Source organism: Streptosporangium longisporum, from assembly GCF_039534895.1.
Classification (GTDB): Bacteria; Actinomycetota; Actinomycetes; order Streptosporangiales; family Streptosporangiaceae; genus Streptosporangium; species Streptosporangium longisporum.
In genome coordinates, this window is record NZ_BAAAWD010000029.1 from 18,256 (window position 1) to 42,441 (window position 24,186).

General features: G+C 73.1%; 16 protein-coding genes. 7 read left to right on the forward strand and 9 right to left on the reverse strand.

Features of this window, described 5'->3' with window-relative positions:
• The first annotated feature begins 101 nt into the window (after nucleotides 1-101).
• The 3 genes from ABD832_RS38655 (at nucleotide 102) to ABD832_RS38665 (ending at nucleotide 6,401) form a co-directional block, all read left to right on the forward strand.
• Nucleotides 102-1,487 (forward strand): serine hydrolase domain-containing protein, encoded by a 1,386-nt coding sequence (locus ABD832_RS38655; RefSeq protein WP_344906649.1) that lies wholly within the window; start codon nucleotides 102-104, stop codon nucleotides 1,485-1,487.
• A 141-nt stretch (nucleotides 1,488-1,628) separates the two neighbouring features.
• Nucleotides 1,629-3,707 (forward strand): protein kinase domain-containing protein, encoded by a 2,079-nt coding sequence (locus tag ABD832_RS38660; protein ID WP_344906652.1) that lies wholly within the window; start codon nucleotides 1,629-1,631, stop codon nucleotides 3,705-3,707.
• Nucleotides 3,708-3,971: 264 nt separating this feature from the next.
• Nucleotides 3,972-6,401: an ATP-binding protein gene (locus ABD832_RS38665; RefSeq protein ID WP_344906655.1), complete on the forward strand. Its 2,430-nt coding sequence runs from the start codon at nucleotides 3,972-3,974 to the stop codon at nucleotides 6,399-6,401.
• A 268-nt stretch (nucleotides 6,402-6,669) separates the two neighbouring features.
• On the opposite strand, the gene ABD832_RS38670 is transcribed toward ABD832_RS38665, so the two are convergent.
• Entirely contained in the window at nucleotides 6,670-7,320 is a 651-nt protein-coding gene (locus tag ABD832_RS38670) for an ATP-binding protein (RefSeq protein WP_344906658.1), read from the reverse strand.
• Nucleotides 7,317-7,526: a DUF5999 family protein gene (locus ABD832_RS38675; RefSeq protein ID WP_344906661.1), complete on the reverse strand. Its 210-nt coding sequence runs from the start codon at nucleotides 7,524-7,526 to the stop codon at nucleotides 7,317-7,319. Before ABD832_RS38675 ends, ABD832_RS38670 begins: the two co-directional genes overlap by 4 nt.
• Before the next feature lie 523 nt (nucleotides 7,527-8,049).
• Between ABD832_RS38675 and ABD832_RS38680 the strand changes: the two genes are divergently transcribed.
• Nucleotides 8,050-9,639: a CHAP domain-containing protein gene (locus tag ABD832_RS38680; RefSeq protein WP_344906664.1), complete on the forward strand. Its 1,590-nt coding sequence runs from the start codon at nucleotides 8,050-8,052 to the stop codon at nucleotides 9,637-9,639.
• A 158-nt stretch (nucleotides 9,640-9,797) separates the two neighbouring features.
• On the opposite strand, the gene ABD832_RS38685 is transcribed toward ABD832_RS38680, so the two are convergent.
• Both ABD832_RS38685 and ABD832_RS38690 read right to left on the reverse strand, forming a co-directional pair.
• A complete protein-coding gene (locus ABD832_RS38685) occupies nucleotides 9,798-11,516 on the reverse strand; it encodes a trypsin-like peptidase domain-containing protein (RefSeq protein ID WP_344906667.1) in 1,719 nt (572 codons plus the stop codon).
• A 258-nt stretch (nucleotides 11,517-11,774) separates the two neighbouring features.
• Nucleotides 11,775-14,018 (reverse strand): MMPL family transporter, encoded by a 2,244-nt coding sequence (locus ABD832_RS38690; protein ID WP_344906670.1) that lies wholly within the window; start codon nucleotides 14,016-14,018, stop codon nucleotides 11,775-11,777.
• Between the two features lie 124 nt (nucleotides 14,019-14,142).
• Here ABD832_RS38690 and ABD832_RS38695 point away from each other — a divergent pair, with 124 nt between their 5' ends.
• On the forward strand, nucleotides 14,143-14,691 hold the full coding sequence (locus ABD832_RS38695; protein WP_344906673.1) for a TetR/AcrR family transcriptional regulator: 549 nt from the start codon (nucleotides 14,143-14,145) through the stop codon (nucleotides 14,689-14,691).
• Between the two features lie 95 nt (nucleotides 14,692-14,786).
• On the opposite strand, the gene ABD832_RS38700 is transcribed toward ABD832_RS38695, so the two are convergent.
• The gene (locus ABD832_RS38700) at nucleotides 14,787-16,928 is read right to left on the reverse strand and encodes a protein kinase domain-containing protein (protein WP_344906675.1); all 2,142 of its coding nucleotides are present in this window, start codon (nucleotides 16,926-16,928) and stop codon (nucleotides 14,787-14,789) included.
• A gap of 306 nt (nucleotides 16,929-17,234) precedes the next feature.
• On the opposite strand from ABD832_RS38700, the gene ABD832_RS38705 reads away from it, so the two are divergent.
• Nucleotides 17,235-18,053 (forward strand): HipA family kinase, encoded by an 819-nt coding sequence (locus tag ABD832_RS38705; protein WP_344906678.1) that lies wholly within the window; start codon nucleotides 17,235-17,237, stop codon nucleotides 18,051-18,053.
• Nucleotides 18,050-18,427: a DUF3037 domain-containing protein gene (locus tag ABD832_RS38710; protein ID WP_344906681.1), complete on the forward strand. Its 378-nt coding sequence runs from the start codon at nucleotides 18,050-18,052 to the stop codon at nucleotides 18,425-18,427. The genes ABD832_RS38705 and ABD832_RS38710 overlap by 4 nt, the downstream gene beginning before the upstream one ends.
• 184 nt (nucleotides 18,428-18,611) lie before the next feature.
• Here ABD832_RS38710 and ABD832_RS38715 read toward each other — a convergent pair whose 3' ends face one another.
• From ABD832_RS38715 to dxr, 4 genes are all read right to left on the reverse strand, one after another.
• Nucleotides 18,612-19,454: a GNAT family N-acetyltransferase gene (locus tag ABD832_RS38715; protein ID WP_344907132.1), complete on the reverse strand. Its 843-nt coding sequence runs from the start codon at nucleotides 19,452-19,454 to the stop codon at nucleotides 18,612-18,614.
• Between the two features lie 56 nt (nucleotides 19,455-19,510).
• Nucleotides 19,511-21,145, reverse strand: a complete 1,635-nt coding sequence (locus tag ABD832_RS38720) for an alpha/beta hydrolase (RefSeq protein ID WP_344906684.1) — start codon at nucleotides 21,143-21,145, stop codon at nucleotides 19,511-19,513.
• 397 nt (nucleotides 21,146-21,542) lie between these two features.
• Nucleotides 21,543-22,712, reverse strand: a complete 1,170-nt coding sequence (gene ispG, locus ABD832_RS38725; RefSeq protein WP_344906688.1) for a flavodoxin-dependent (E)-4-hydroxy-3-methylbut-2-enyl-diphosphate synthase — start codon at nucleotides 22,710-22,712, stop codon at nucleotides 21,543-21,545.
• 34 nt (nucleotides 22,713-22,746) lie between these two features.
• Complete coding sequence (gene dxr, locus ABD832_RS38730) at nucleotides 22,747-23,931, reverse strand: 1-deoxy-D-xylulose-5-phosphate reductoisomerase (protein WP_344906691.1); 1,185 nt, start codon at nucleotides 23,929-23,931, stop codon at nucleotides 22,747-22,749.
• Nucleotides 23,932-24,186 lie beyond the last annotated feature (255 nt).

Genomic DNA, 24,186 nt, shown 5'->3' on the forward strand with positions numbered 1-24,186 from the left:
TCGGCCGAGGGTCCCGCGCCGGTCTCCTGGGCCGGGGCGGCCCCGGTTGTTAGGCTCGGCCACCAAGCAAGTGCTCACTTCCGGACGAGGCGGGGCGGACGATGACGGCAGAGGACACGACCCGGAGCGGCGTGCGGACCCACGGGCACTGCGACCCCCGTTTCTCCCGGGTGCGGGAGGTGTTCGACGGGCACTTCGCCGACGGCGAGGAGCTGGGCGCGGCGTTCGCGGTCTTCGTGGACGGCGAGCCGGTCGTCGACCTGTGGGGCGGGACCGCCGACCGCAGGAGCGGGCGCCCCTGGGAGCGTGACACCCCCGTGCTGGCGTACTCGTGCACGAAGGCGGTGACCGCGACGGTGGCGCTGACGCTGGCCGAGCGCGGCCTGCTCGACGTCTCCGCCCCGGTCGCGGACGTCTGGCCGGAGTTCGCCCGCCGCGGCAAGGACCGCGTCACCGTCGAGCACCTGCTCACCCACCAGGCGGGACTGCCCGCGATCGAGGAGCCGGTCCCGGTGGAGGAGTTCGAGGACCAGGCCGCCATCGCGGACCGGCTGGCCGGGCAGGCCCCGATCTGGGAGCCCGGGACCGCGCACGGGTACCACGCGCTGACGTACGGGTTCCTGGTCGGCGAGGTGATCCGCAGGGTGTCGGGCTCGTCCGTGGGGGAGATCGTCGCCGCCGAGATCTCCGGGCCGTCCGGCCTGGACCTGTGGGTGGGGGCCGGCGACGATGTGGCGGCGCGGGCGGCGCGGCTCTCCGCCGGGGACCGCAGGCCCCCCGCTCCCGACGGGCCCCCGGCGACCCCGGACGCGGACGCGGGAAGCACGGCGAACCGTGACGCGGTGGGCGGGGACCCCGCGGGCGGGGGTACGGGCGCCGGAGGTACGGGCGCCGGGGGTACGGCGAACCCGGCTCCCGCCGGAGAGGACCGCGCGGGCGAGACCCCCGCGAGCGGGGGCGCCGTGGACGAGGACCCGCTCCTGCTGATGGCCCGGGCGGCGATGGACAGGGACAGCCTGATGAACCGGGCGCTGGGCAACCCGCCGATCCACCTGCTGCCCGGCGGCGCCAACCACCCGCTCGTCCTGCGCGCCGGCTGGCCCGCGATGGGCGCCGTCACCACCGCCCGCGGCCTGGCGGGCTTCTACCGCGACCTGGTCGCCGGGCGGATCGTCCGGCCGGAGACCCTGCGGGAGGCGACGCGCAGGAGGGTGAACGGCCCGGACCGGGTGCTGTTCGTCGACAGCTCCTTCGGCCTGGGGTACATGCGCCCGGCGATGACCTTCCTCACCCCGTCCGCCGGCGCGGAGTCCGCGTTCGGCCACACCGGCATGGGCGGGTCGCTGGGGCTCGGCGACCCCGCGTACGGCCTGGGCATGGCGTACACGATGAACAGGATGGCCGGCGCCGTCTCGGGCGGCCTCCGCGGCCACCGCCTGGCCGAGGCCGTCTACGAGTCGCTCACCCGGGACCGCGCGGCGCGCTGACCGTCTGGGCCCTCCGTCACGTCCGGACCCCCGCGAACCCGGCGGCGGTCACCCGCGTTCTTCGCCGAACTTGACCGATCGTGACAACCGACCACGGGGGTGAGACCGTCGAACAAGCGACGGCACGCCGAAGGGGGCTGGATGGTTCCGGAATACCGCGAGATCCGGGAACTCGGTGCCGGCGGGGGCGGACGCGTGGTGCTGGCCACGTACGCCCCCACCGGGGCCTACGTGGCCATCAAGTACTTCGACGCGACCCTCAAGGACGACCCCGGCTTCCTGGCGCGCTTCCGGGCGGAGGCGCGCGTCCTGGTGGAGCTGCGGGATCCGAACGTGGTGGGGCTCCACGAGTACTACGAGGACGTGCTCGAGGCCGCGGTCGTGATGGAGCTGGTCGACGGGGTCGCGCTCCGGCGGATCCTGGACGAGCACGGCACGACCAGTCCCGAGGCGGCGCTGGCCGTGCTCAGGGGCTCGCTGCTCGGCCTGGCCGCCGCGCACGACGCCGGGGTGCTGCACCGCGACCTCAGGCCCGAGAACGTGCTGGTCCAGGCCGACGGCGGCAGCAAGCTGGCCGATCTCGGCATCGCCCTCCCCGCCGGGCACCCGGGTGGCCTCGCCTACCTGGCGCCCGAGCGGCGGCAGGGGGCCCCGGCGAGCGCGGCGGCCGACGTCCACGCGGCCGCGTGCGTGTTCTACGAGTGCCTCACCGGCCGCAGGCCGCCGGAGACCGGTCCCGGCGCCGCACCGGCGCACCGCGGTGCGGCGCCCGTCCCGGTCGACGAGGTGCCCAGCTCGGTACGCGGGCTGATCACCCGCGGCATGGCCGTCGACCCGGCGGACCGGCCGCGGAGCGCGCGGGAGTTCCTCCAGGAGGTGGAGGCCGCGGCGCCCGCGGCGTACGGGCCGGAGTGGGAGCAGCGCGGGCGGCGGCATCTCGCCGAGCTGGCCACGCTGCTGGCGCTGACGTTCCCGCTGGCGCGACCGGCGGCGGAGGCCGGGCCCGCGGGCAGAGGGGGCGTGTTCGGCCGGGGAGGCCGGGCCGGGCGGGCGGGGCGGGCGGACCGGATCCGGCGTCCCCGGCTGGGTCCCAGGACGCTGGCCGGGCTGGGGGTGATCACCGTCGCGATGACCGCCGGGGTGATCGCGGGCAACCGGCCGCAGGACAGGCTCTCCGCGGACACGATCTTCACCCCGCCGCCCGACTCCGCGGTGGTCGAGGAGACCCCGGTACGGCAGCGGACGCGCGCGACCGCGCCGGCGGGACCCGGGAAGCCGCGACCCTCGCGGAGCACGGTCGCCGAGCGGATCCCGTCCCCCTCGCGGGCCACTCCCGCCGACCGCGCCGCCCCGGTCCCCGTCGTGCCCCCGCCGCCTCCGATGTCCCCCGCGGTCCCGACGTCCCCGCCGACCCCGGCGGTCCCGCCGCTCCCGGAACGCCCCCGCACGACCGCCCCCACCCCGACCGGCTCCCGGACCCCCTCCGCCCGCCCGCCGGACCCCACCCCGAGCACCACGCCGAGCCCCACGGGGTCGCCCACCGGGACGCGACGGCCACCGGCGCCCGCGCACACGGTCGGCGACCTGTCGATCCCGCGGATCGACGCGTACGGGGCCGTGGTCCGTCTGCGCGCCTCCACGCCCGACGACGTCACGGTCACCGTCACGTTCGCCGAGGGGCCCGACCCCGGGCGTCTCGCCGAGGCGCCCCCGCGCACCGTCGTGCTCGGCGGGTCCACGTCCTACTCGCACGCCCTCCCGTACGCCTTCGCCGACCCGGCCTGCGGGCACACCGTCCACCGCCGGGTCACGGTCTCCACCGTGCCCGGGGCCCCCGGCGGGGCGTTCAGCCGCACCGAGGAGGCCCGCGGCGAGCCGTGCGAGCCCCCCGCGGTCTCCATCACCTCCTTCGACGGCACCACCGTCGCGTTCCAGGTGACGACCTCCGGCCCCGAGCCCGTGACCGTGCGGCTCGGCTTCGCCCAGGGACCGGGCGGCGCGCACGACACGCCGCCCTCGGACACGCTGACCTCGGACACGCGGGAGCTGGAGCTCTCCGGCGGCACCGAGTACGCGCGGGAGGTGACCGGGGAGTTCGGCGAACCGCAGGGGTGCGACGGGCACGCCACCCGGCTGGTGACGATCACCACCCTGCCGGAGGGCGCCGTGTCCTCCGGGACCGCCCTCGTGGACCTGCCCCCGTGCTCTCCTGACCGCTGAGGCCCCTGACCGACGGACCCCCGGCCGACAGGCCCCGGCCGGTGGGGCCCCGGCCGGTGGAAACCTTGGACCGGGGGACGTCCGGGCCGCCGGAACCCCGGAACCGCCACGTCCCGCGGGCATGCCCCCCGCAAAGGCCCGCCCGTGCGGTGACCGTACGGACACGGCGCGTACCGGGAGGTCACGCCCTGCGCATAGTGTGGAGACGCCGGTCCGGATCCAGCCACACGGCGGTCCACGTGACGAAGCCGGCGTGAGGTCCTGATGGACGAGGTGGCATCGGTCGCCCGCAGGCGTCGGCAGGCAACGGACCTGCCGTCCGAGGTGACCAGTTTCGTAGGACGTCGGCATGAGATCGCCGAGGTCAGACGCCTGCTGTCCATGGCCCGCGTGGTGACCCTCACCGGTCCCGGCGGGGTCGGCAAGACCCGGCTCGCCCTGCACGTCGCCGCCGACGTCCAGCGGGCCTTCCCCGACGGGGTGTGGCTGGTCGAGCTGGCCGGGCTGCGGGACCCGGAACTGCTCGTCGGGTCGGTGAGCGAGATGCTGGCCATCCGGGACGTCTCCACCCGGCCCCCCGCCGAGGTGCTCACCGATTACCTGCGGCCGAAGCGGGCCCTGCTGATCCTGGACAACTGCGAGCACCTGATCCGCGACTGCGCCGTGCTGGCGGAGAGCCTTATCCGCTCCGCCCCGGGCCTGCGGATCCTCGCCACCAGCCGTCAGGCGCTGGGCATCGCCGGGGAGCAGAGCCTTCCCGTGCCGCCGTTGCCGCTGCCCCCCGCCCCGCCGGACCCGGACCGTCCCGCGCCGCCCGCGGCACCGCCCGCCACCTCGGAGGCGGTACGGCTGTTCACCGAGCGGGCGGCCTCGATCGTCCCGGGGTTCACGGTCACCGACGGCAACCGGTCCGACGTGGAGCGCATCTGCCGCAGGCTGGACGGCATCCCGCTCGCGATCGAGCTCGCGGTCGTACGGCTGCGAGCCCTGTCCCCCGCCGAGCTGCTGTCCCGCCTGGACGACCGCTTCCGGCTGCTGACCGGGGGATCGCCCGCGGCGCTGCCCCGCCAGCGGACGCTGCGCGCCCTGATCGACTGGAGCCACGTCCTGTGCACCGAGCAGGAACGGCTGCTGTGGGCGCGCATGTCGGTGTTCACCGACGGCCTGGACCTCCAGGCGGCCGAGGCGGTCTGCTCGGGGGACGGCATCGAGCGGGACGAGGTGATCGACCTGGTGATCGGGCTGGTGGGCAAGTCCATCCTGATCCGCGAGGACCACCCCGGCACGCCCTCGGCCGCGCGCTACCGGCTGCTGGAGACGCTCAGGCAGTACGGCCGGGAGCGCCTGGTGGCATCGGGACAGGAGACCGCGCTGCGGCGGCGCCACCGTGACCACTACCGGCGGCTGTCGGCACAGGCGTACGCGGAGCGGTTCGGTCCCGGCCAGGTGGCCTGGTTCGGCCGGTTGAAGCTCGACCACGCCAACCTGCGCACCGCGCTGGAGTACTGCTTCACCGAACCCGGCGAGGGGTCCGAGGCCCTGGGCATGGCCGCCGACCTGCTCTACCACTGGATCACGAGCCACTACCTCGGCGAGGGACGCCGCTGGCTGGACCGGGCCCTGCTCGGGACCGGGCCGGACGGGACCAGGGGCCGGGCCCTGTGGTCCGGTGGCTGGCTGGCCGTCATCCAGGCCGACATGACCGCCGCCGAGGCGATGCTGGAGGAGGCCGGGACGATCGGCAGGAGACCGGGACAGGAGGCGATCCTCGGCTACGTCGCCCTCTTCTCGGGGATGATCGCGATGTCCCGGAACGAGGTCGACGTCGCGATCAGGCTGTACGAGGACGCGGCGGAACGCCACCGCGCCGAGGACGACCCGACCGGTCAGGCCGCGGCGCTCATCCGGCTCTGCCTGGCCCACTCCTTCCGGGGGGACTGGCCGAACTCGATCTCCTTCGGGGAGCGCTGCCTGGAGCTCTGCGACGCCCACGGGGAGGGCTGGCACCGGGCGTACACCATGATGGCGCTCGGCGTCGCGGTCTGGCGTCAGGGTGACGCGCGGCGCGCGATCGAGCTGGAGAAGGAGAGCCTGAGGTTCAACCGCTCGATCGACGACCTGCTGGGCACCGGCGTCAACCTGGAGGTGCTGGCCTGGATCGCCGCCGCCGAGGGCGACCACCTCCGGGCGGCCAGGCTGCTGGGGGTCCTGGAGCGGATCTGGCAGGCTCTGGGGGCGCGGCTGTCCGGATACGGGCACCTGGTGTGCTACCACGACGAGTGCGAGGCCGCCGCCCGTGACGCGCTGGGCGGGGCCGCCTTCGACGCGGCGGTCCGGCAGGGGGCCAGGATGACCTGTGACGAGGCGATCGCCGCCGCCCTGGAGGAGCTCGATCGTCCCGTCGTCCCGGTCGCCGAGGCCGAGCCGTCGCCGCTGACCCCCAGGGAGACGGAGATCGCCCAGCTCATCGCCCGGGGGCTCAGCAACAGGGACATCGCGACCACGCTGACCATCGCCCGCCGCACCGCGGAGGGCCATGTGGAGCACATCATGACCAAGCTCGGCTTCCACTCACGGGCCCAGATCGCGGTCTGGACCGGTGAGCGCAACCGGACCGGCGACCGCGACGGTTTCCAGGACGGCACCCGGGACGACGACGGGGGCACGAACGGACGCCACCCTCCGGGCGCCTGACGACGTCCTGACGTGGACGGGCACGGTGGCCGAGGTCCCCAGGCCCAGGACACGCGATCGGCCGCGAGAGGGCCGTCAGGAGACGCGGGAGAGACCTGGACCGACCCACGAGAGGGCTTCCCGGGAGGGCGAGAGGGGCCGGGGGCGAGGGGGATCCGGGCGAGGGGGAGGCCGGAGCCGGTGAGTGCGATGCTCACCGGCTCCGGCCTTCGGCGGGAGACGACGGGTCGGGGGACCCGCTCTCCGCCTCGGGGAGAGGCAGGTGGGTTCAGCCCTGCGCGGGGGACGCGGTGAGCTCGAACCAGACGGTCTTGCCGGTGGCGGTACGGGCGCTGCCCCAGCAGCAGGAGAGCAGTTCGAGCAGGTACATCCCGCGTCCTCGCTCGTCCTCGTCGCGTGCCTGGCACACCCGGGGCAGGGAGGGGTCGGCGTCCTCGACCTCGCCGCGCAGCATGCCGTCCGTGAAGTACAGGGCGAGGCGGATCGCTCCCCGCGAGTGGCGCAGCGCGTTGGTGACCAGCTCGCTGACGAGCAGCTCGGCGACCTGGCTGTGCTCGTGCAGCCCCCAGCCCTCCAGGCAGTCACGGGTCATGTGACGTGCCCGGGGCACGGACGAGGAGTCGGGGGCGAACAGGTGCCAGCGCTCCCGGACGACCGGGCGGCCGGGGTGGGGGTCCGTGGACGGCCGTCCGATGGACACCGGTGAGACGGCCTGCGGGCACGGCTCCGACGATGTCGCACCGTCCGCGTCGTCACGGGCGCACGAGGTCCCGAACACGTGGACGATCCCGGGGGCGCCGGCGATGCCGGACGTCCCGGTGGGGGTGGTCGCCTCGACGGCGGGGGCGGGGGGTGCGGAGGGTGCGGGGGCTACGGGGGACGCGTCGAGGGTGTCGGCGACGCGGAGGGGGCCGCTCACGCCGCACGTCCCAGAGAGTCCCGGTGGACGGGGATGCCGTGCACGGGGACGCTGCTCCCGTCCGGAAGGAGTGCTCCGGTGTCGTCGAAGACCACGACCCCGTTGCAGAGCAGACCCCATCCCTGTTCGGGATGGAAGACCACCAGGTGGGCGGCGTCGTGGTCGGGGGCGCTCGCCAGGGGACATCGAGGCTGGTGCTGACACATGGCTCGTACCTTCGATCCTTTTCCGCTTGCAGGAGCCTTTGCTGGATGAGACCAGCCTCTCGCACAAGCGATTCCTACACATGGGGACAAATACCTACACGACTACCCATATACCCCAAACGGGAGGAAAACTCGCAGAAAATACCAGACTACCCGGGGCGTCAGGGAGGCGAAGGTCCGGGCCGGCCGGACGCGAGGCTCTTTGGTAGATCTTTTGTTGGAGCGGTTTGGTGGCGTAAAGTCCGAAATCGGCCGTTGACGTCGTTGTTTGTTTGATTGCGTGACCGTGGGTGACGCCGCGAGCACCGTGGTGTGTCGTAAATCCCCCTTTTGTCCGGGTAACCTCCCTCGTCACGGAAGACATCCGGTCAATGGCACCGCCACACGCGCCCCACCGCCCCCGCGGTGGGTCGTCGTGCACGTGCCGTCGTCCAACCTCGTCTCCCGGTGGCCGGGTCGCAGGGCGGAGCGACCGGACGCACGGCCGCCGGGGGTCCCCCTGATGCCTCACATGATTCCTGAGATGCAGAAGTTCATCGAGCTGCTCGAGAGCCAGCTCGGTTACTCCGAGAAGAGCGGCGGCTACACCAAGTTCGGTAGCTGGTACGGCAAGACCGTCGAGTTCGACGCCGACTACACCTCCGCGCCGTGGTGCGACATGTACCTGTCGTGGGCGGCCGAGCAGCTCGGCTACGAGGCCTGGGTGGGCCAGTTCGCCTACACCGTGTACCACGCCGAGTGGTTCCGGGAGCAGGACGCCTGGGGGACCACCCCCAAGCCCGGCGCCATCGTCTTCTTCGACTGGGGCGGCTCCGGCAGCGTCGACCGCATCGACCACGTCGGGATCGTCACCGCGGTCGAGGGCGGCAGGATCCACACGATCGAGGGCAACATCGACGGCGGGGTCGCCAAGCGCAAGGAGCGCGAGACCGACAAGGTCGTCGGCTACGGGTACCCGGAGAAGATCAAGGCCCGGCTGGACAGGGAGGCGCAGCAGGAGACGATCCAGAACCCCGCCACCATCAACGGCCCCGCCGGCCCCACCACCGACGTGCCCGGGCTCGTCGCCGTCGTCCCCACTCCTGCCCCCACCCGCTCCTCCACGGGTTCCGGTACGACCAAGGCCTCCCCCAAGCACGCCAAGAAGCCCGCCGAGCAGACCCGCGACCAGGGCCCCCGGGCCGCGGACGGCGACAGGACGCCCCCCTCCAAGAAGGGCGACGCCGCGGAGGCGTCGAAGAGCACGACCGGGACCAAGACCGGGACCAAGGCGGGCATCCAGGCCAAGGGCCCGGCCGTCGCGGGCCGTACCTCGCAGGGCAAGCACGCCAAGGCGTCCACCGCCGACACCAGCGCGCTCGCGACCACGCCCGTCGCCTCCACCGGCGACGTCACCGGGTACACCCCGGAACTCGGCACCCCCGCGGTGCTCGCACCGGTGCTGCTGGCCGCGGTCGCGATCCTCGCGCACACCAAGGCGAAGCAGTCGCGGCTCCGGTTCGCGGCCGCCGCGGAACGCGCCGTACCGGTCGCGCCCCCTCGCAGGTCCCCCGGCCGCCGGCGCGCCCCCGGGCGGCGCCGCATGCCGAGGAACGCGCCCGTCACGGCCCGTCTCGTCGGCAGGCCCTCAGAGCTCGTCCCGGCCACCACGTCGTTCACCCCGGCCGCGGCGGCCGAGTTCCCCGCGGTCACGGCCCCCGTCGGCGTCCTGGAGGAGACCGGGGCGCGGACCCCGCGCGACGACCGTGCCCGCGCGCCCTACCAGGGCAGGCGCCGCCTGCACGAGCGTCCCGTGGTGGAGTCGTCCACCTTCGTCCAGGACGCCCCCCTGCGCGGCCGCCGTCATCGACGCGGCGACTCCATGGTCAGCACGACCATCGCGGCCGGCCCGGCCAGGCCCGCCCCGTTCACCACCTCCGCCGTGCCCGCCCGCCCCGCCCTGCCGGGGGGTCCCCGGGTGCCGGCCGGTCCCGCCGTGTCCGTTCCCGCGCCGCACGAAGGCCGGGGCCGTCCCGTCACCCGGACCGGACCGTACGCGCCACCGGCCGGGTCCGGCGACATCCTCGTGCACAGCGGCTACCAGGGACGCCGCCGGGCGAGGGTCCCCGCCTAGGGACGTCCTCCGGCCCCGTCCGGACGGGCTCCGGCTCCGGCCGGACGGGCACGCGATCGGGCGGGCGCCGGACCGGACCGGACCAGGCGGACGTCGACTCGAACGGACGCCGGACCGTACGGGCGCGCTCGGATCGGACGCCGGGTCGGGCGGTGACGTCAGCGGTGGTCGGGCGGGCGCTGCGCCATGTTCCGGCGCAGCTCCTCCAGCTCCGCCTCCAGCCCGGCGATCCGGGTGTCGGCCCCCGGGCCGGCCGGACCCCGCCGGGGCTGCTCGTAACCGTACGGCGACTGCGGCCGTACCGCCCGGGTGTCCTCGGGCGCGCCCGGATACGGGTAGGCCGGGCGCTGCTGCTGCGGGTACGGGTGCTGCGGCGCCCCGTACGGCTGCGCCTGCGGCGGGTACTGACCGTGTCCCGGCACCGGATGGCCGGGCCGATCCCCGTAGGGGACCGGCGGGAACGGGGCCGCTCCCCTGGCGCGGCGCCTGCCCCTGGTGACCGCGACGATCGTGCCGATCACGAACAGCGCGACCAGCCCGCCCCCTCCCCACAGCAGCCACGGCAGGATCGGCGTGCCGCTCTCGTCCTTGCCCGCCGTGATGGCCTGCTGGGAGTCGCGGATGTAGACGGCGACGTAGGGGTGGTTCGGCTGGAGTGCCTGCACCTCGCGGAACTTGGGCAGCGCGTCGGAGTACCTGTTCCTGAAGAACAGGTCGAGCGCCTCGTTGTACGCCGTCGTCGTCGCCGAATGGGCGGGCTTGATGTTCTTCTCGTTCAGCTTCTCCTTGACGACGCTGACCGGCAGCACGAAGCTCTCACCCTCGGTGGAGCCGCCGTCCTGCTGGATCAGCCCGCCGACGAGGATGCCGATGACCTTGCCGTTCCTGCCGAACACCGGCCCGCCCGAGTTGCCGGGGTAGGACGGCGCCTGGGTCTGGATGTACGGCACGCCCTCGGGGGTCTGCCGGTCGGCGTTGTAGGGGCCCTCGGTGAAGGCCGGGTCCAGCTTGGACTCGATGTTGAAGATCGAGGTCTGCGTCACCGTGCCGGGGAACCCGCTGATGTAGAGGGTGTCGCCGACCCGGACGTCGGAGTCCTCGCCCAGCGGCACGGTCGGCAGGTTGCTCTGCCCGTTGGCCTTGAGGATCGCGACGTCCTTGCCCGGGTAGACCGTGCCCTTGGCCACCAGTTCGAGCGGCACCGTCTTGGTGGTCTTGTCGACGCCCCCGCCGGGCAGGCTCTGCAGCAGCGAGAGCGAGCTCTGGACGTTGCGGATCTTGATGTTGTCCGCGTTCCAGACCTGGAAGATCTTCGCCGCGGTCCGCAGGATCTCCTCGTCGGAGGCCACGTCACCGAGCTCGGCGACCAGGTCCGCGGCGTCCTTCTCGTTGATCTTCGTGAGGGCCTGGGTGGCGAAGGTCTTCGCCAGCGCGGTCTCCTCCTGGCCGACGCAGTGCGCCGCGGTGACCATGTAGCCGTCCGGCGTGACCCACCAGCCGGTGCAGAGCCCTCCGGCCGTCGCCTCGACGACCCGCTCCCGCCCGCCGGGCGAGAAGTAGCGACCCGGGTTCTTGGCCATCTGCTGCACGACCCAGCGGTAGATGCTCCTCTCGTCGGAGGAGATCTTGCCGGTCTGCACGGCGGCGACCCCCTGCTGGGTCAGTCCCTTGATCGCGTCCAGGTTCGCCACGGGCGTCGGCACCGCCACGTCGGCCGTGTAGGAGACCGAGGTCAGCTGGACGGCCGGGTGCGTCCTGGCTGCCAGCCACGTCCCGACGGGGACGTCGACCTCTTCGGGTTCCGCCGTCGCGGTGCCCGGCAGCGCCAGCGTGCTCGCCAGCACCAGGCCCGTCACGGTGCCGATTCTTGCCCACATCTGCGCACTCTCCCCAAACTCGCTTCCCAGGCGAGAGCATGACGGGAGCGACTTGAGGAGCACTTGGAAGCGACTGGGAGGAGAGGCACCGGACGCCCCCGGGCACGCGCGAGGCGTCTCCCGGACGCAACCGGCCCTCCTCGGACGTGACCGGCCCCCCGAGGCACGACCGCCCCCGGGAGGCACGAGCGGCCCTCCCGGGAGGCAAGACCGCCCCCCGGGAGGTGCGAGCGGTCCCTCAGGGCGTCGTGACCGGCCTCAGGAGGCGTGACCGGCCCCGACGAGCTCCCGGCGCGGCTCCGGCTTCTCCTCCTCGTCCTCCTCCTCGTGGCCCTCCACGGAGAGGTTCGGCAGGATGCGGTCCAGCCACGGAGGACACCACCAGTTGAGCCTGCCCAGCAGCACCATGGTCGCCGGGACGAGCAGGCCCCGGATGATCGTGGCGTCCACCGCGATGGCCACCGCCAGCCCGACGCCGAAGATCTTGACCATGGGGTCGGGGTAGGCGATGAAGGCCACGAAGACCGCGACCATGATCAACGCGGCGGAGGTGATGACCCGGCCGGTCGAGCCCAGCCCCTCGGCCACCGCCCTGCGGTTGTCGCCGTGCCTGAGGTAGGCCTGGCGCACCGCGGTGAGCAGGAAGACCTCGTAGTCCATGGACAGGCCGAACAGGATCGCGAACAGCATCAGCGGGATGTAGCTGTCGATCGGCACCGTGAAGAAGATCGTGCTCAGGTAGGAGCCGTCCGTGCTGACCGGCGGGTCCATGCCGACCAGGCCGCTGCCCAGCCCCAGGGAGAACACCAGCGACAGCGCGCCGAACGCGGCGCCGAGCGAGACCAGGTTCATCAGCGCGGCCTTGATCGCCACGACCGGCGAGCGGAACGCCAGGAGCAGCAGCAGCGCGCTGAGCAGAATCACCACGCCGACGACCAGGGGCGTGCGGCCGGCGATCCTGTCGCCGGCGTCGGCCATGCCCGCGACCTTCCCGCCCACGTGCACCTGGGCGCCGGGGACGTCGAGCGCGCGTACCGCCTCCACCACCTCCAGCGCGCGGGGGTCGGCCGGGGCGTAGTCGGGGATCGCCTGCAGCAGCGCCGCCGTACCGCCCTTGTTGAGGACCGGGTCGGTGACGTGGGCGACCCCGTCGACGTCCGCGACGCGGTCCTTGAACAGCTGCAGCACGGCCGGGGCGGGCTCGCGGTCCACGACCCTGACGTCCAGGTCCGCCACCACGACCAGCGGTCCGTTCATGCCGGGCCCGAACCCGGCCTCCAGCAGCTCGTACGCGCGCCGCGTGTCGGTGCCCCGGTCGCTGTAGCCGTCGTCGAGCGTGCCCAGCTTCATCGCCAGGGCGGGCGCGGCCAGCGCGCCCAGCAGGGCGACGCTGAGCGCGAGCACGGTCCAGGGGCGCCTGGCCACCCACAGGCCCAGCCCGGTCCAGCCGGAGGAGCCGTGGCTGCCCCGGCGTCCCACGAACGGCAGGCGCAGCGCGTTGACGCGGTGCCCGAGCAGGCCGAGCAGCGCGGGGACCAGGGTGACCGAGGTGAACACCGCGGCGACGACCGAGATGCCGGTGATCCAGCCGAGCGTCTGCAGCAGGGGGAAGCCCGCGAGCAGCAGCGCGCTGAGCGCGATGATCACCGTGCCGCCGGCGAACACCACGGCGCCGCCCGAGGAGGCGACCACCCGGCGGACCGCCTCGTGGACCGGCAGCCCGTCGGCCAGCAGCTTGCGGTGCCTGCTGAGCAGGAAGAGCGCGTAGTCGATGCCGACGCCGAGGCCGATCATCGTCGCCATGATCGACGCCTGCTTGGGCACGTCCAGCAGGTGGCCGAGCAGGCTGATCACGCCGAGGCCGGTCGCGATGCTGATCAGCGCGACGAAGATCGGGATCATCGCGGCGACCAGGGTGCCGAACGCGAGCAGCAGGACCAGCAGCGCGCAGACGATGCCGATGATCTCGCTCGTCCCGGTCTTGATCTCCTTGTCCGCCGGGTTGGACGAGTCGGCCGGGACCGCCTCGATGCCCGCCTGCCGTACGGGCTCGACCGCCTCGGAGACGAGCTTCGTCGTCTCGCTCCGGGTGGCGGAGTCACCTTCCTTGAGCTTGACGGTGATGAGGCCGATCTCCAGGCTGGGCGCCAGACCGCCGATCCGGTAGGGGGTCTTCACCTCCGCCACGTTCGGCACGTCACGGACCTGCTCCACGGCGCGTTCCACCGCGCGTTTCCTGGACTTCGCGGTGAGCGCGCCGTCAGGCGAGTAAAGGACCATCTGGAAGGTGCCACCGGTCCTGTACTCGGAGCCGAAGCCCTCCTTCATCAGGTCCAGGGCCCGCTGCGCGTCGGTCCCGGGGATGCTGGTGTCGTTGCTGGTGGGGCCGGGAAAGAACACCGAGCCCGCGGTCAGCAGCACCGCCGCCGCCACCCACAGCGCCAGCACCGCCCTTCCGTGCCACGCGCACCAGCTTCCCAACCGCCCCAGCAAACCAGACATCGATGTCCGCCCCGTATGAATGTGAAATATGCCTGAAACATCGTCCTGTACGGTCGTACAAACCGACGATATAAGGGTATGCGGGTATATTGCGAAATGGTGCGGACGGCGTGGGAATGAGACGATGACCACACTTGACCCTGGAAGCGACACACGCGACCGGATCCTGGACGCCGCCCGGCGGTTGTTCGCCGAGCGCGGCTACGCGGCGACCTCGCTGGCCGACATCGCCTCGGCCGTGGGCCTGACCAAGACGGCGGTCGCCTACCACTTCCATCCCAAGGACCGGCTGGCCACGGAGCTCATCTCACCGGCCAGCGAGGACATCGTGGGCCTGCTCGAAGGCGACTTCGACGACGACCGGGCCTTCGTCGAGGCCCTGGTGACCTTCATCGTGCGGCACCGGGCGATCATCCGGTTGATCATGGAGGACATCAACACGGCCGACGACGCGCCGCCCGGCTCCCCCGGCGAGGCCCTGCGCGCCTTCCGCGACCGGATCTACCAGCGCCTGGCCGGGTCCGACCCCGGCCCCGAGCGCAGGGTCCGGGCGTGGGCCCTTCTGGGCTCGCTCCAGTACGCGGTGGTCAAGACGATCGACCTGCCCGAGGAGGAGGTCAGGACGACCCTGCTGACCGCCGCGCTGGCCTCCTTCGAGTCCGGGTCCCGCTGACCTTGCGCTCCGGGCGGGGCGCGACGACCCCCCGCTCCGGCCCGCGGATCACGAGCCTGCGGGCCACCGGCTCACCGGACCGCCGGCTCACCCGGTCACCCCGAGGGGACGGCGTGGCCGGGAACGGTCTCCGGCGCGTCCGTGGGACTCGGTGGCGCGCTGGTCTGCCCGGGATCGGGGTCCCGGGTCGGCTCCGGCCCCGGCCCGGGTCCCGGCCCGGTCTGGCTCCTGACACCGACAGTGATCACGATCGTCGCGCCGGGCCGGGCACAGGCGCCGGGCGCCGGGCTCTGCGCCAGCACCATGCCGTCCCGTGCCTGGTCGGTGACCAGTCGCGCCCGGCTCCGTACCGCGAAGCCCGCACCGCCCAGCGTGTTCGAGGCGTCGGTCGCGCCCTGACCGGTCACCGGCGGCACCGGGACCCCGTACCGGGAGACGACCAGCGCCACCGCGCCGCCCGCGGAGACGCTCGCGCCCGCGCCGGGGGTGCTGGCGAGCACCTGTCCGGCGGGCTGTTGCGAGCAGCGCCTGCCGACCCCTCCGACGACCAGCCCGGCCCGCGTCAGCGCCGCCTGGGCCTCGCGCCTGGCGAGACCGATCAGGGTGGGCACCCGGGTCCCCGCGGACACCTCCAGGTCGACCCTGCCCTTCCTGGACAGCGCGGTCCCGGCGACCGGTGAGCTCCCGAGCACCTGCCCGACGGGCCGGTCGGAGGAGACGCTCCTGACCGTCCCGGGGACCAGCCCGGCCTTCTTGATCAGGGCCGCCGCCTCGGAACGATCCAGTCCGACGAGCGCGGGCACGATCACCGTGGTCACCGGGGGCGGCAGCGGCGAGGACCTGACGCCCTCGGCGCGCGGGGGCCCGGCCGAGGGTCGTGGAATGCGGCCGGGCGAAGGGCTCGTCCTGCCGGGCTGCGGCGTGCTCCCCGTCTGCGGGCCGGCCTCCACCACGGGGAGGGCGGAGCGGTGCTGCGGGTCCGGCGGGGCCGCACCGCTCAGCGCCGGGACCAGGACCCCCACCAGCACGGCCGCGCTGATCAGCAGTGCCCCGGAGACCGCGACCGAGGCCCTGGTGGCCGCCCGGCCCGGATGGGTCCTGGGCTCGTCGAACTCCCCGTCGCCGAAGGACGCGAACCGGCCGGACCGGCCCGGCGGCACCGGCGGGGCCGAACGGGAGAGGCGGCCGGACGAGAGGGACGCCGCACGGGAGGGGCCGGACGAGAGCCCACCCGAGGGAAGGCCCCCGGCCGGAAGACCCTCGGGCGAGCTCGCGGAGCTCGGGAAGACCGGCGGCGAGGAGAGGGCGACCGGGCCCACAGGACCGGACCGGCCGGACCCACCGGACCTGCCGGACGCGCCGGGACCTATGGACGACCCTCCGGAGACCGCGCGGCCGGGAAGGGCCCCGGCGCCGAGCACCGACCGGTTGACGTCGTCGCCGAGCAGCGCGAGCAGCAGCTCCCGGCTGCCGGGCCGGTTGCGGGGGTTCTTGTCCAGGCAGTCGGCCACCAGCGCGCCCAGCAGCCCGTCGAGCCGTCCCAGCTGCGGGGGCGCGGTGAGGATCCGGTTCAGCACGGCCGCTATGGAGTCCTGGCCGAAGGGGGCGTGGGCGTTGGCGGCGAAGCACATCGTGGCGCCCCAGGCGAAGACGTCGGCCGCCGGGGCGATCTCGGCGCCCTCCACCTGCTCCGGCGCCATGTAGGCCGGGGTGCCCGCGCCGCGTCCGCTCTGGGTGGCCGCCGCGTCCAGCGCCCTGGCGAGCCCGAAGTCGATGACCCGGGGCCCGTCGGGCCCGAGCAGCACGTTCTGCGGCTTGAAGTCGCGGTGCACGATCCCGGCCCGGTGGATGGCCGCCAGCGCGGTGGCCGTGCCGATGGCCAGGCGCTCCAGCCTGCCCCCCTCGTGGGGGCCGCTGACCGCGACCTCGCGGTGCAGCGACGGGCCGTCGACGTACTCGCTGACGATGTAGGGCCGTTCGCCGTCCAGGCCCGCGTCGATCACCTGGGCCGTGCAGAACCGGGCCACCTGCTTGGCGAGCTCGACCTCGCGCAGGAAGACCTCCGAGTCCTCCCCCAGCGAGCCGTGCAGGAGCTTGATCGCGTAGGGCTCCGAGCCGGTGTCGGGGCGCACCCCGACATAGACCACCCCCTGGCCTCCCTCTCCGAGGCGCCCGATAATCTCGTACTCACCGAGCGTCGCCGGATCCCCCGTCTTGAGCGGCTGCGCATACGGCACGCGAGCCTCCCCTCGCCGCCACCCTTCTCACTCAAGAAGAAGGATCGCCCAGAGTCAACGGGGATGAAGGTCTTGTGTCCCTCACCGTGACACTCATGTGATGCTCAGGCCAGGACAAGACATGGCACACCATCCGAATCGCCCTGGGTGACGGCCGGCCCTCGGCCGGGCGCGGTCCGATGCCCGCCGCCGTTCCGCCCAGAAGGCCGAGGAGGCCCGAGGAGGCCCGAGGAGGCCCGAGAGGGTCGTCTCCGCGACGTGAGGACGCCGCACGGGCACCGCGGGCCCAACCGGTAACCTGGCCGGGTGCTCGAAGAGATCAAGGCCACCCGTTACGTGACGCCCCTGCGCGAGGGCGGCTCGCTCCCCGGGATCATGGAGGCGGACGACCTCGGCACCCACGTCGTGAAGTTCCGCGGCGCCGGGCAGGGCCGCCGCGTCCTGGTCGCGGAGATCGTCTGCGCCGGGCTGGCCCGTCGCCTCGGTTTCCGCACGCCCGAGCTGAAGGTGATCGACGTCGATCCGCAGCTGGGCGCCCGCGAGCCCGACGAGGAGATCCAGGACCTGCTCAAGGCCAGCGAGGGCAACAACCTCGCGGTCGACTTCCTGCCGGGCGCGCTGGGCTTCGAGCCGCTCGCCCGGCCGCCGGAGGCCGGCTTCGCCTCCCGGCTGCTCTGGTTCGACGCGCTGATCCACAACGTCGACCGCAGCTGGCGCAACCCGAACCTGCTGCTCTGGCACGGCGACACCTGGCTGATCGACCACGGCGCCGCGCTCTGGTTCCACCACAACTGGCCCGCCGCCGACCCCCTGCGTCCCTTCGCCGCGGACGACCACGTGATGGCCCCCTTCGCCACCCGCCTGGACGAGGCCGACGCCGAGCTCAGCGTGACGATCACCAGGGACCTGCTCGACGGGGTGGTGGACGACGTGCCCGACGAGTGGCTGGAGGACGAACCGGGGTTCGACGGGGCCCAGGCCGTGCGGCAGGCGTACGTCGACCACCTGCTGACCCGTGCCCAGGGGCCGCGCACCTGGCTGCCCCGGCCGTCCGGTCAGGACCCCCGGCAGGAACGAGAGAAGGGGACCGGCTCGGTGGGCGCGTTCTGGAAGGACAACCGGTGAAGGACGTCTACGAGTACGCGGTCATCCGGGTCGTCCCCCGGGTGGAGCGCGGCGAGCTGATCAACGCCGGCGTGCTGCTCTACTGCCAGCCCCGCGGCTACCTGTGCGCCCGGATCGAGCTGGACGAGGCACGCCTGCGTGCCCTCGACTCCGGCGTGGACCTGGACGGGGTACGCGACGCGCTCGGCGCCTACCGGCTCTCCTGCGACGGCGAGGCCGGGCCGCTGGCCGCGGAGCCCCTGGGCGGCCGGTTCCGCTGGCTGACCGCGCCGCGCAGCACGATCGTGCAGACCGGGCCGGTGCACGCGGGCCTCACGGCCGACCCGGAGGCGGAGCTGGAGCGCCTGGTGGCCCACCTGGTCCGCACTCCCTGAGCGCGTTCCCGAAGGGGTCCCGTGACCGGATCTTCGTACGGGTCCCTCATGCGGGAGCCTTCGCTCGGGGTCTTCATGGCGAGGGCTTCGCACCGGGTCCTCGCAGGCCGGGCGTCACGAGGGCCCGGAACGGGAAGGCCGAACATGAAAAGGCCGAACGCGGGAAGGCCGGTCGCGGGAAGGCTCAGAAGAGCACCGACATGAAGGTGCCGACCTCGACGAAGCCCGCCCTGCGGTAGGCGGCCCTGGCCGGGGCGTTGTAGTCGTTGACGTACAGCGAGACCACCGGCGCGAAGTAGTCGAGCGCATGGTTGATCACCGCGGCCATCCCGGCCACCGCGTGACCCCGGCCGCGCAGGTCGGGATGGACCCACACGCCCTGGATCTGGCAGACCTGCGGCGTCACCGCGCCCACCTCGGCCTTGAAGACCACCCTGCCGCCCTCGATACGGGCGTAGGACCTGCCGATCCTGATCAGCTCGGCGACCCGGGACCGGTAGAGCGCCCCGCCGTCCCCGGCGTCCGGGGAGACGCCCACCTCCTCGGTGAACATCGCCACGCAGGCCGGCAGCAGGATGTCGAACTCGTCCGGCCGGACGCGCCGTACCAGCGGATCCGGCGCGACGGGGGACGGCTCGGTGGCGACCATGACCGGCTGCGCCCAGCGGATCGCGCGGGCGGACCCCCAGTAGGGCTCCAGCCGCTCCCAGAGCAGCTGGACCGCATCGGCGGGGCCGACGATCGAGGAACAGCGTCGGCCCTGTTTGCGCGCGCGGTCGGCGAAGGCGTAGACGGCGTCCGTCCCGGCGTTGACCGGGACAAGGTTCGCCCCGGCGTAACAGACGGAGGTCAGGCCGCCGCGTGGCCCGAATCCCCACATCTGGCCACCGAGCCTGGCCGGATTGAGCCCGACCGAGCGGACCCTGGAGGCGACGAAGACATTGCCGACGGGGTCGGTGTCCAGAAGCGCCAGGACCTCGTCCCGATCGTTGTCGTCGAGCACGCGCGACGCCGTTGTGCGCAGCATCACGTGCTCAGCCTACGCGACCCCCTCGATTTTGGCAGGAACCGACACAGAGCGACTCATCTACTGCTCAGGTGACTCCCCCGTGCCGCGTGACCGGCGGGTACCCGCATCGGGGCGGACGCGCCCGCCGGGACCGGGGCGGGGACTCCGGGGCACCGGGCGTCGGCAGCGCCCGCGCTCCGGCGGCCTCCACCGGGCAGCGTGCCGTCCCGGAGGTAGGCGGCCAGGCGCCGGTCCACGCAGGCGTTGCCGTTGAGCGCGACGCCGTGGTTCCCGCCCGGCACGGTCAGCAGCCGGGAGGTGCGCAACAGCTCGCGCATCCGCAGCGCGCCCTCGTACGGGGTGGCGGCGTCGCGCTCGCCCTGGATCAGCAGGACCGGCGGCAGGCCGTCGCCCCCACGCACCTGCACCGGGGTGCCGCCCTGCTCGGGCCAGAACGCGCACGGCGCGTTGTACCAGGCGTTGGGCCAGGTCAGGAAGGGGGCGCGGGCGTTGGCCCTGGTCATGTCGGTGCGCCAGCGGGTCCAGTCGCGCGGCCAGGGGGCGTCACGGCACTCCACCGCGAGGTAGACCGCGTAGCTGTTCTCGTCCTTGGCGTCGTTCTCGGCGTGCTTGCGGTAGGCGCCGAGCAGCGGGACCGGGTCGCGCCGCTTGACGTAGGCGGAGAACGCCTTGGCCAGCTGCGGCCACACGGCGTCGGAGTAACCGCCGACGGTGTAGATGTCGTCGAGTTCGCTCGGACCCACCACCCCCTGGGCCGGACGGGCGGCCAGCCGCTCCCGCATGGCGTACCAGGCCGCCGAGACCGCCCTGTGGGTGGCGCCGAGCCGGTAGACCGGGTGGTGGCGGGCCACCCACCTCAGGAAGTCCTCGTGCCTGTCCTCGAAGGCGATGCTCTGGGCGAGGTTCGAGCGGTACCAGACACCGCGCGGGTCCACCACGCTGTCCAGGACGAGCCGCCTGAGCCGGTCGGGGAAGAGCGTGGCGTAGACCGCTCCGAGATAGGTCCCGTACGAGTACCCCATGAAGCTGATCTTCGACTCGCCGAGGGCGGCCCTGATCATGTCCATGTCCCTGGCCGAGTTCTCGGTGGTCATGTGGGGCAGCATCCAGCCCCACCGGGTGCCGCACGCCTCGGCGTACTCGCGGGCGCGTTCGAGCAGCACGCCCTCCTCGCGCCGGGTGTCCGGGACCTGGTCGGGGCGGGGCGCCCGGTAGAACGTCCGCGGGTCCGCGCACGTGAGGGCGGGGTCGCTGGCCCCGACACCCCGCGGGTCGAAGCCGACCACGTCGAACCGGCCCACCACCCCCTGCGGCAGTCCCGCCACGACCGCCTTGGCCAGGTCGCGGCCGGACGCGCCCGGACCGCCCGGGTTGACCAGCAGCGTGCCCAGATGACCGCGGGAGACCCGGCTCCTGATCCGGTTCAGGGCGATGCCCACGGTCCGGGACGGGTCGTCGTAGTCGAGCGGCACCCTGAGCGTGGCGCACTCGATCCGGGCAGGCCGCGCCCCGGGCAGGGCGCCGGTGAGATGGGCCCTGCCGTCCCGGCACGGCCCCCACACCAGCGCCTGCCTCTGCTGAGCCGCTGCCGGCACCTGCCCTTCGGAGGCCGCCGCTCCCTGCGGCACCCCCACCGCGGCGACCAGCATCCCGATGCCCGCGGCAATTCCGGCGACCCTCTTCTTCACTGTTCCGATCCCCCCACTCGTACGGCAGAGGCGATGGTCTCCCGCTCGGCGGCACGATCACCCGTGACACAACCGGATGCCTGCCAAAGTGTAGTCAGATGATTGCTAACTGTAACGACAGGGTGGGTGACCGCACGGAACGCCTACCGGGCCCGGATCCCGGGAGCGGATCCCGGACGCGGGACGACGGAGGGATCGGCGGGGACGGCCAAGGCCCCGCGCCGCAGGGCCCGCGCATGCCCGGCAAAGTCCCCCGGAGGGTCCGGGAAGGGCTCAAGGACCCGTGGAACGAGAAGGGCCCGCCGGGACGAGAGCCGGGCGGGCACCGAGGAAACACGAAAGGATCAAGCGGGGACGACCCGTCGGAAGGGGCGCGGGCCGCGCCCCTTTCGACGTCTCAGCCGACGACCACCTGGGGTCCGGTGGTCTCCTCGTCGTCGAGGTCGACCTCCACGCCCATCGCCTCGGCCAGGCGCAGCGCCTCCTCGATCAGGGTCTCCACGATCTGCGACTCGGGGACGGTCTTGATGACCTCCCCCTTGACGAAGATCTGGCCCTTGCCGTTGCCGGAGGCGACGCCGAGGTCGGCCTCGCGGGCCTCACCGGGACCGTTGACGACGCATCCCATCACCGCGACGCGCAGCGGGACCTTCAGCCCCTCCAGACCGGCCTGGACCTGCTCGGCCAGGGTGTAGACGTCCACCTGGGCACGCCCGCAGGAGGGGCAGGAGACGATCTCCAGGCCGCGCTCGCGCAGGTTGAGCGACTCCAGGATCTGGTTGCCGACCTTGACCTCCTCGACCGGCGGGGCCGACAGCGACACCCGGATGGTGTCACCGATGCCCTCGGCGAGCAGGGCACCGAACGCCACCGCGGACTTGATCGTGCCCTGGAAGGCCGGGCCCGCCTCGGTGACGCCCAGGTGCAGCGGGTAGTCACAGCGGGCGGCGAGCAGGCGGTAGGCCTGGATCATCACGACCGGGTCGTTGTGCTTGACGGAGATCTTGATGTCACGGAAACCGTGCTCCTCGAACAGGGAGCACTCCCACAGCGCCGACTCCACCAGCGCCTCGGGGGTGGCCTTGCCGTACTTCTGCAGCAGGCGCGGGTCGAGGGAGCCGGCGTTGACGCCGATCCGGATCGGCACGCCCCGGTCGGCGGCGGCGCGGGCGATCTCACCGACCTTGTCGTCGAACTTCTTGATGTTGCCGGGGTTGACCCGGACGGCCGCGCAGCCCGCGTCGATCGCGGCGAAGACGTACTTCGGCTGGAAGTGGATGTCGGCGATCACCGGGATCTGCGACTTCCTGGCGATGATCGGCAATGCGTCGGCGTCGTCCTGCGACGGGACGGCGACCCGGACGATCTGACAGCCCGAGGCGGTCAGCTCGGCGATCTGCTGGAGCGTGGCGTTGATGTCGGCGGTGACCGTGGTGGTCATCGACTGCACGGAGACCGGCGCGTCCCCGCCCACCGGGACGGAACCGACCATGATCTGACGGGACGTGCGTCGCTCGGCGATCGGCCTGGTCCTTACGGACGGGATTCCTAGAGCAACAGAAGTCATTTTCAGCCCTTGAGAGTGGACGACGCTCACCAGTCTAGGCAGTCCCGGTGAGCTCGCGTGCCCGTATCCTCGCCCACGCGTCCGCGTCGAGCACCTCGGCCACCGAACCGGCCTCGGTGACGGTGTGCTCGGTGACCACCGAGGCCACGGTGTCGACGATGCCCAGGAAGGGCAGGCGCCCGGCCAGGAAGGCCTCGACGCAGACCTCGTTGGCGGCGTTGTAGACGGCCGGGGCCGTGCCCCCGGCCCGTCCGACGTGCCGGGCGAGCGCGACGGCGGGGAACGCCTCGTCGTCGAGCGGCTCGAACGTCCAGGTGTGGGCGGCGGTCCAGTCGACCGGCCGGGCGGCGTCCGCGACCCGCTCGGGCCAGCCGAGGGCCAGCGCGATGGGCAGGCGCATGTCGGGCGGACTGGCCTGGGCGATGGTCGAGCCGTCGACGAACTCCACCATCGAGTGGATGACCGACTGGGGGTGGACGACGACCTCGATGCGGTCGAAGCCGATGTCGAAGAGCAGGTGGGCCTCGATGACCTCCAGCCCCTTGTTGACGAGTGTGGCGGAATTCACCGTGATGACCGGCCCCATGGACCAGGTGGGGTGGGCGAGGGCCTGCTCGGGGGTGACCCGCGACAGGTCCGCGCGCGGCCTGCCCCGGAAGGGCCCGCCGCTGGCGGTGACCACCAGCTTCCGTACGGCCCGCGCGTCCGGGCCGCCGGGTCCGGCCGCCCACAGGCACTGGGCCAGGGCGGAGTGCTCGGAGTCCACCGGGATCAGGCTGCCGGGCTTGGCCAGGCGCTTCACCAGCGGCCCGCCCACGATCAGCGACTCCTTGTTGGCGAGCGCGAGCACCCGTCCCGCCTCCAGCGCGGCCAGCGTGGAGGTCAGCCCGAGGGCGCCGGTGATGCCGTTGAGCACGATGTCGGCGGGCCAGGCGGCGGCCTCGGTCACCCCCTCGGGACCGGCCAGCACCCGCGCGTCCACCCCGTAGGCGGCCAGGGCGGCCCTCAGCCCGGGCACCGCCGAGGGGTCGGCGACGGCGACCACCTCGGGCCGGAACTCGGCCGCCTGGCGGGCCAGCAGGTCGACCCGGCTCCCTCCGGCGGCCAGGGCCGCCACCCGGAACCGGCCGGGGTCACGGGCGATGACATCGAGGGACTGGGTCCCGATGGAGCCGGTCGAGCCCAGCAGGACGACGGAACGGACGGTGTCTGGTTGCACCGCCCCATTCTCCCGGCTGTGACGGCACTGTCGAATCGACCGGACCCCTCGACCGGACCCCGATTCCCGGATCGCCGTGGACCCGCGCGGTCACCGGGACCGGCGGGACGTGCGTGATCGGCGCGGCCCGCGGGACGTGCGGTCCGGGAAGGCGGACGGATCATTCCGGCGGACCGGATCGGCGGGTGATTCTGTGATCCCTGAAACTCACGATAAAAGGGAACATTTAAGTCTGAATTCCCCTATATCAATACT

Bases quoted from the DNA above. Each gene is read 5' to 3' on its own strand.
- ABD832_RS38690 (WP_344906670.1), bottom strand. From the start codon at position 14,018: ATGTCTGGTTTGCTGGGGCGGTTGGGAAGCTGGTGCGCGTGGCACGGA.
- ABD832_RS38660 (WP_344906652.1), top strand. From the start codon at position 1,629: ATGGTTCCGGAATACCGCGAGATCCGGGAACTCGGTGCCGGCGGGGGC.
- ABD832_RS38695 (WP_344906673.1), top strand. From the start codon at position 14,143: ATGACCACACTTGACCCTGGAAGCGACACACGCGACCGGATCCTGGAC.
- ABD832_RS38665 (WP_344906655.1), top strand. From the start codon at position 3,972: ATGGACGAGGTGGCATCGGTCGCCCGCAGGCGTCGGCAGGCAACGGAC.
- ABD832_RS38655 (WP_344906649.1), top strand. From the start codon at position 102: ATGACGGCAGAGGACACGACCCGGAGCGGCGTGCGGACCCACGGGCAC.
- ABD832_RS38675 (WP_344906661.1), bottom strand. From the start codon at position 7,526: ATGTGTCAGCACCAGCCTCGATGTCCCCTGGCGAGCGCCCCCGACCAC.
- ispG (WP_344906688.1), bottom strand. From the start codon at position 22,712: ATGACTTCTGTTGCTCTAGGAATCCCGTCCGTAAGGACCAGGCCGATC.
- ABD832_RS38685 (WP_344906667.1), bottom strand. From the start codon at position 11,516: ATGTGGGCAAGAATCGGCACCGTGACGGGCCTGGTGCTGGCGAGCACG.
- ABD832_RS38680 (WP_344906664.1), top strand. From the start codon at position 8,050: ATGCAGAAGTTCATCGAGCTGCTCGAGAGCCAGCTCGGTTACTCCGAG.
- ABD832_RS38715 (WP_344907132.1), bottom strand. From the start codon at position 19,454: ATGCTGCGCACAACGGCGTCGCGCGTGCTCGACGACAACGATCGGGAC.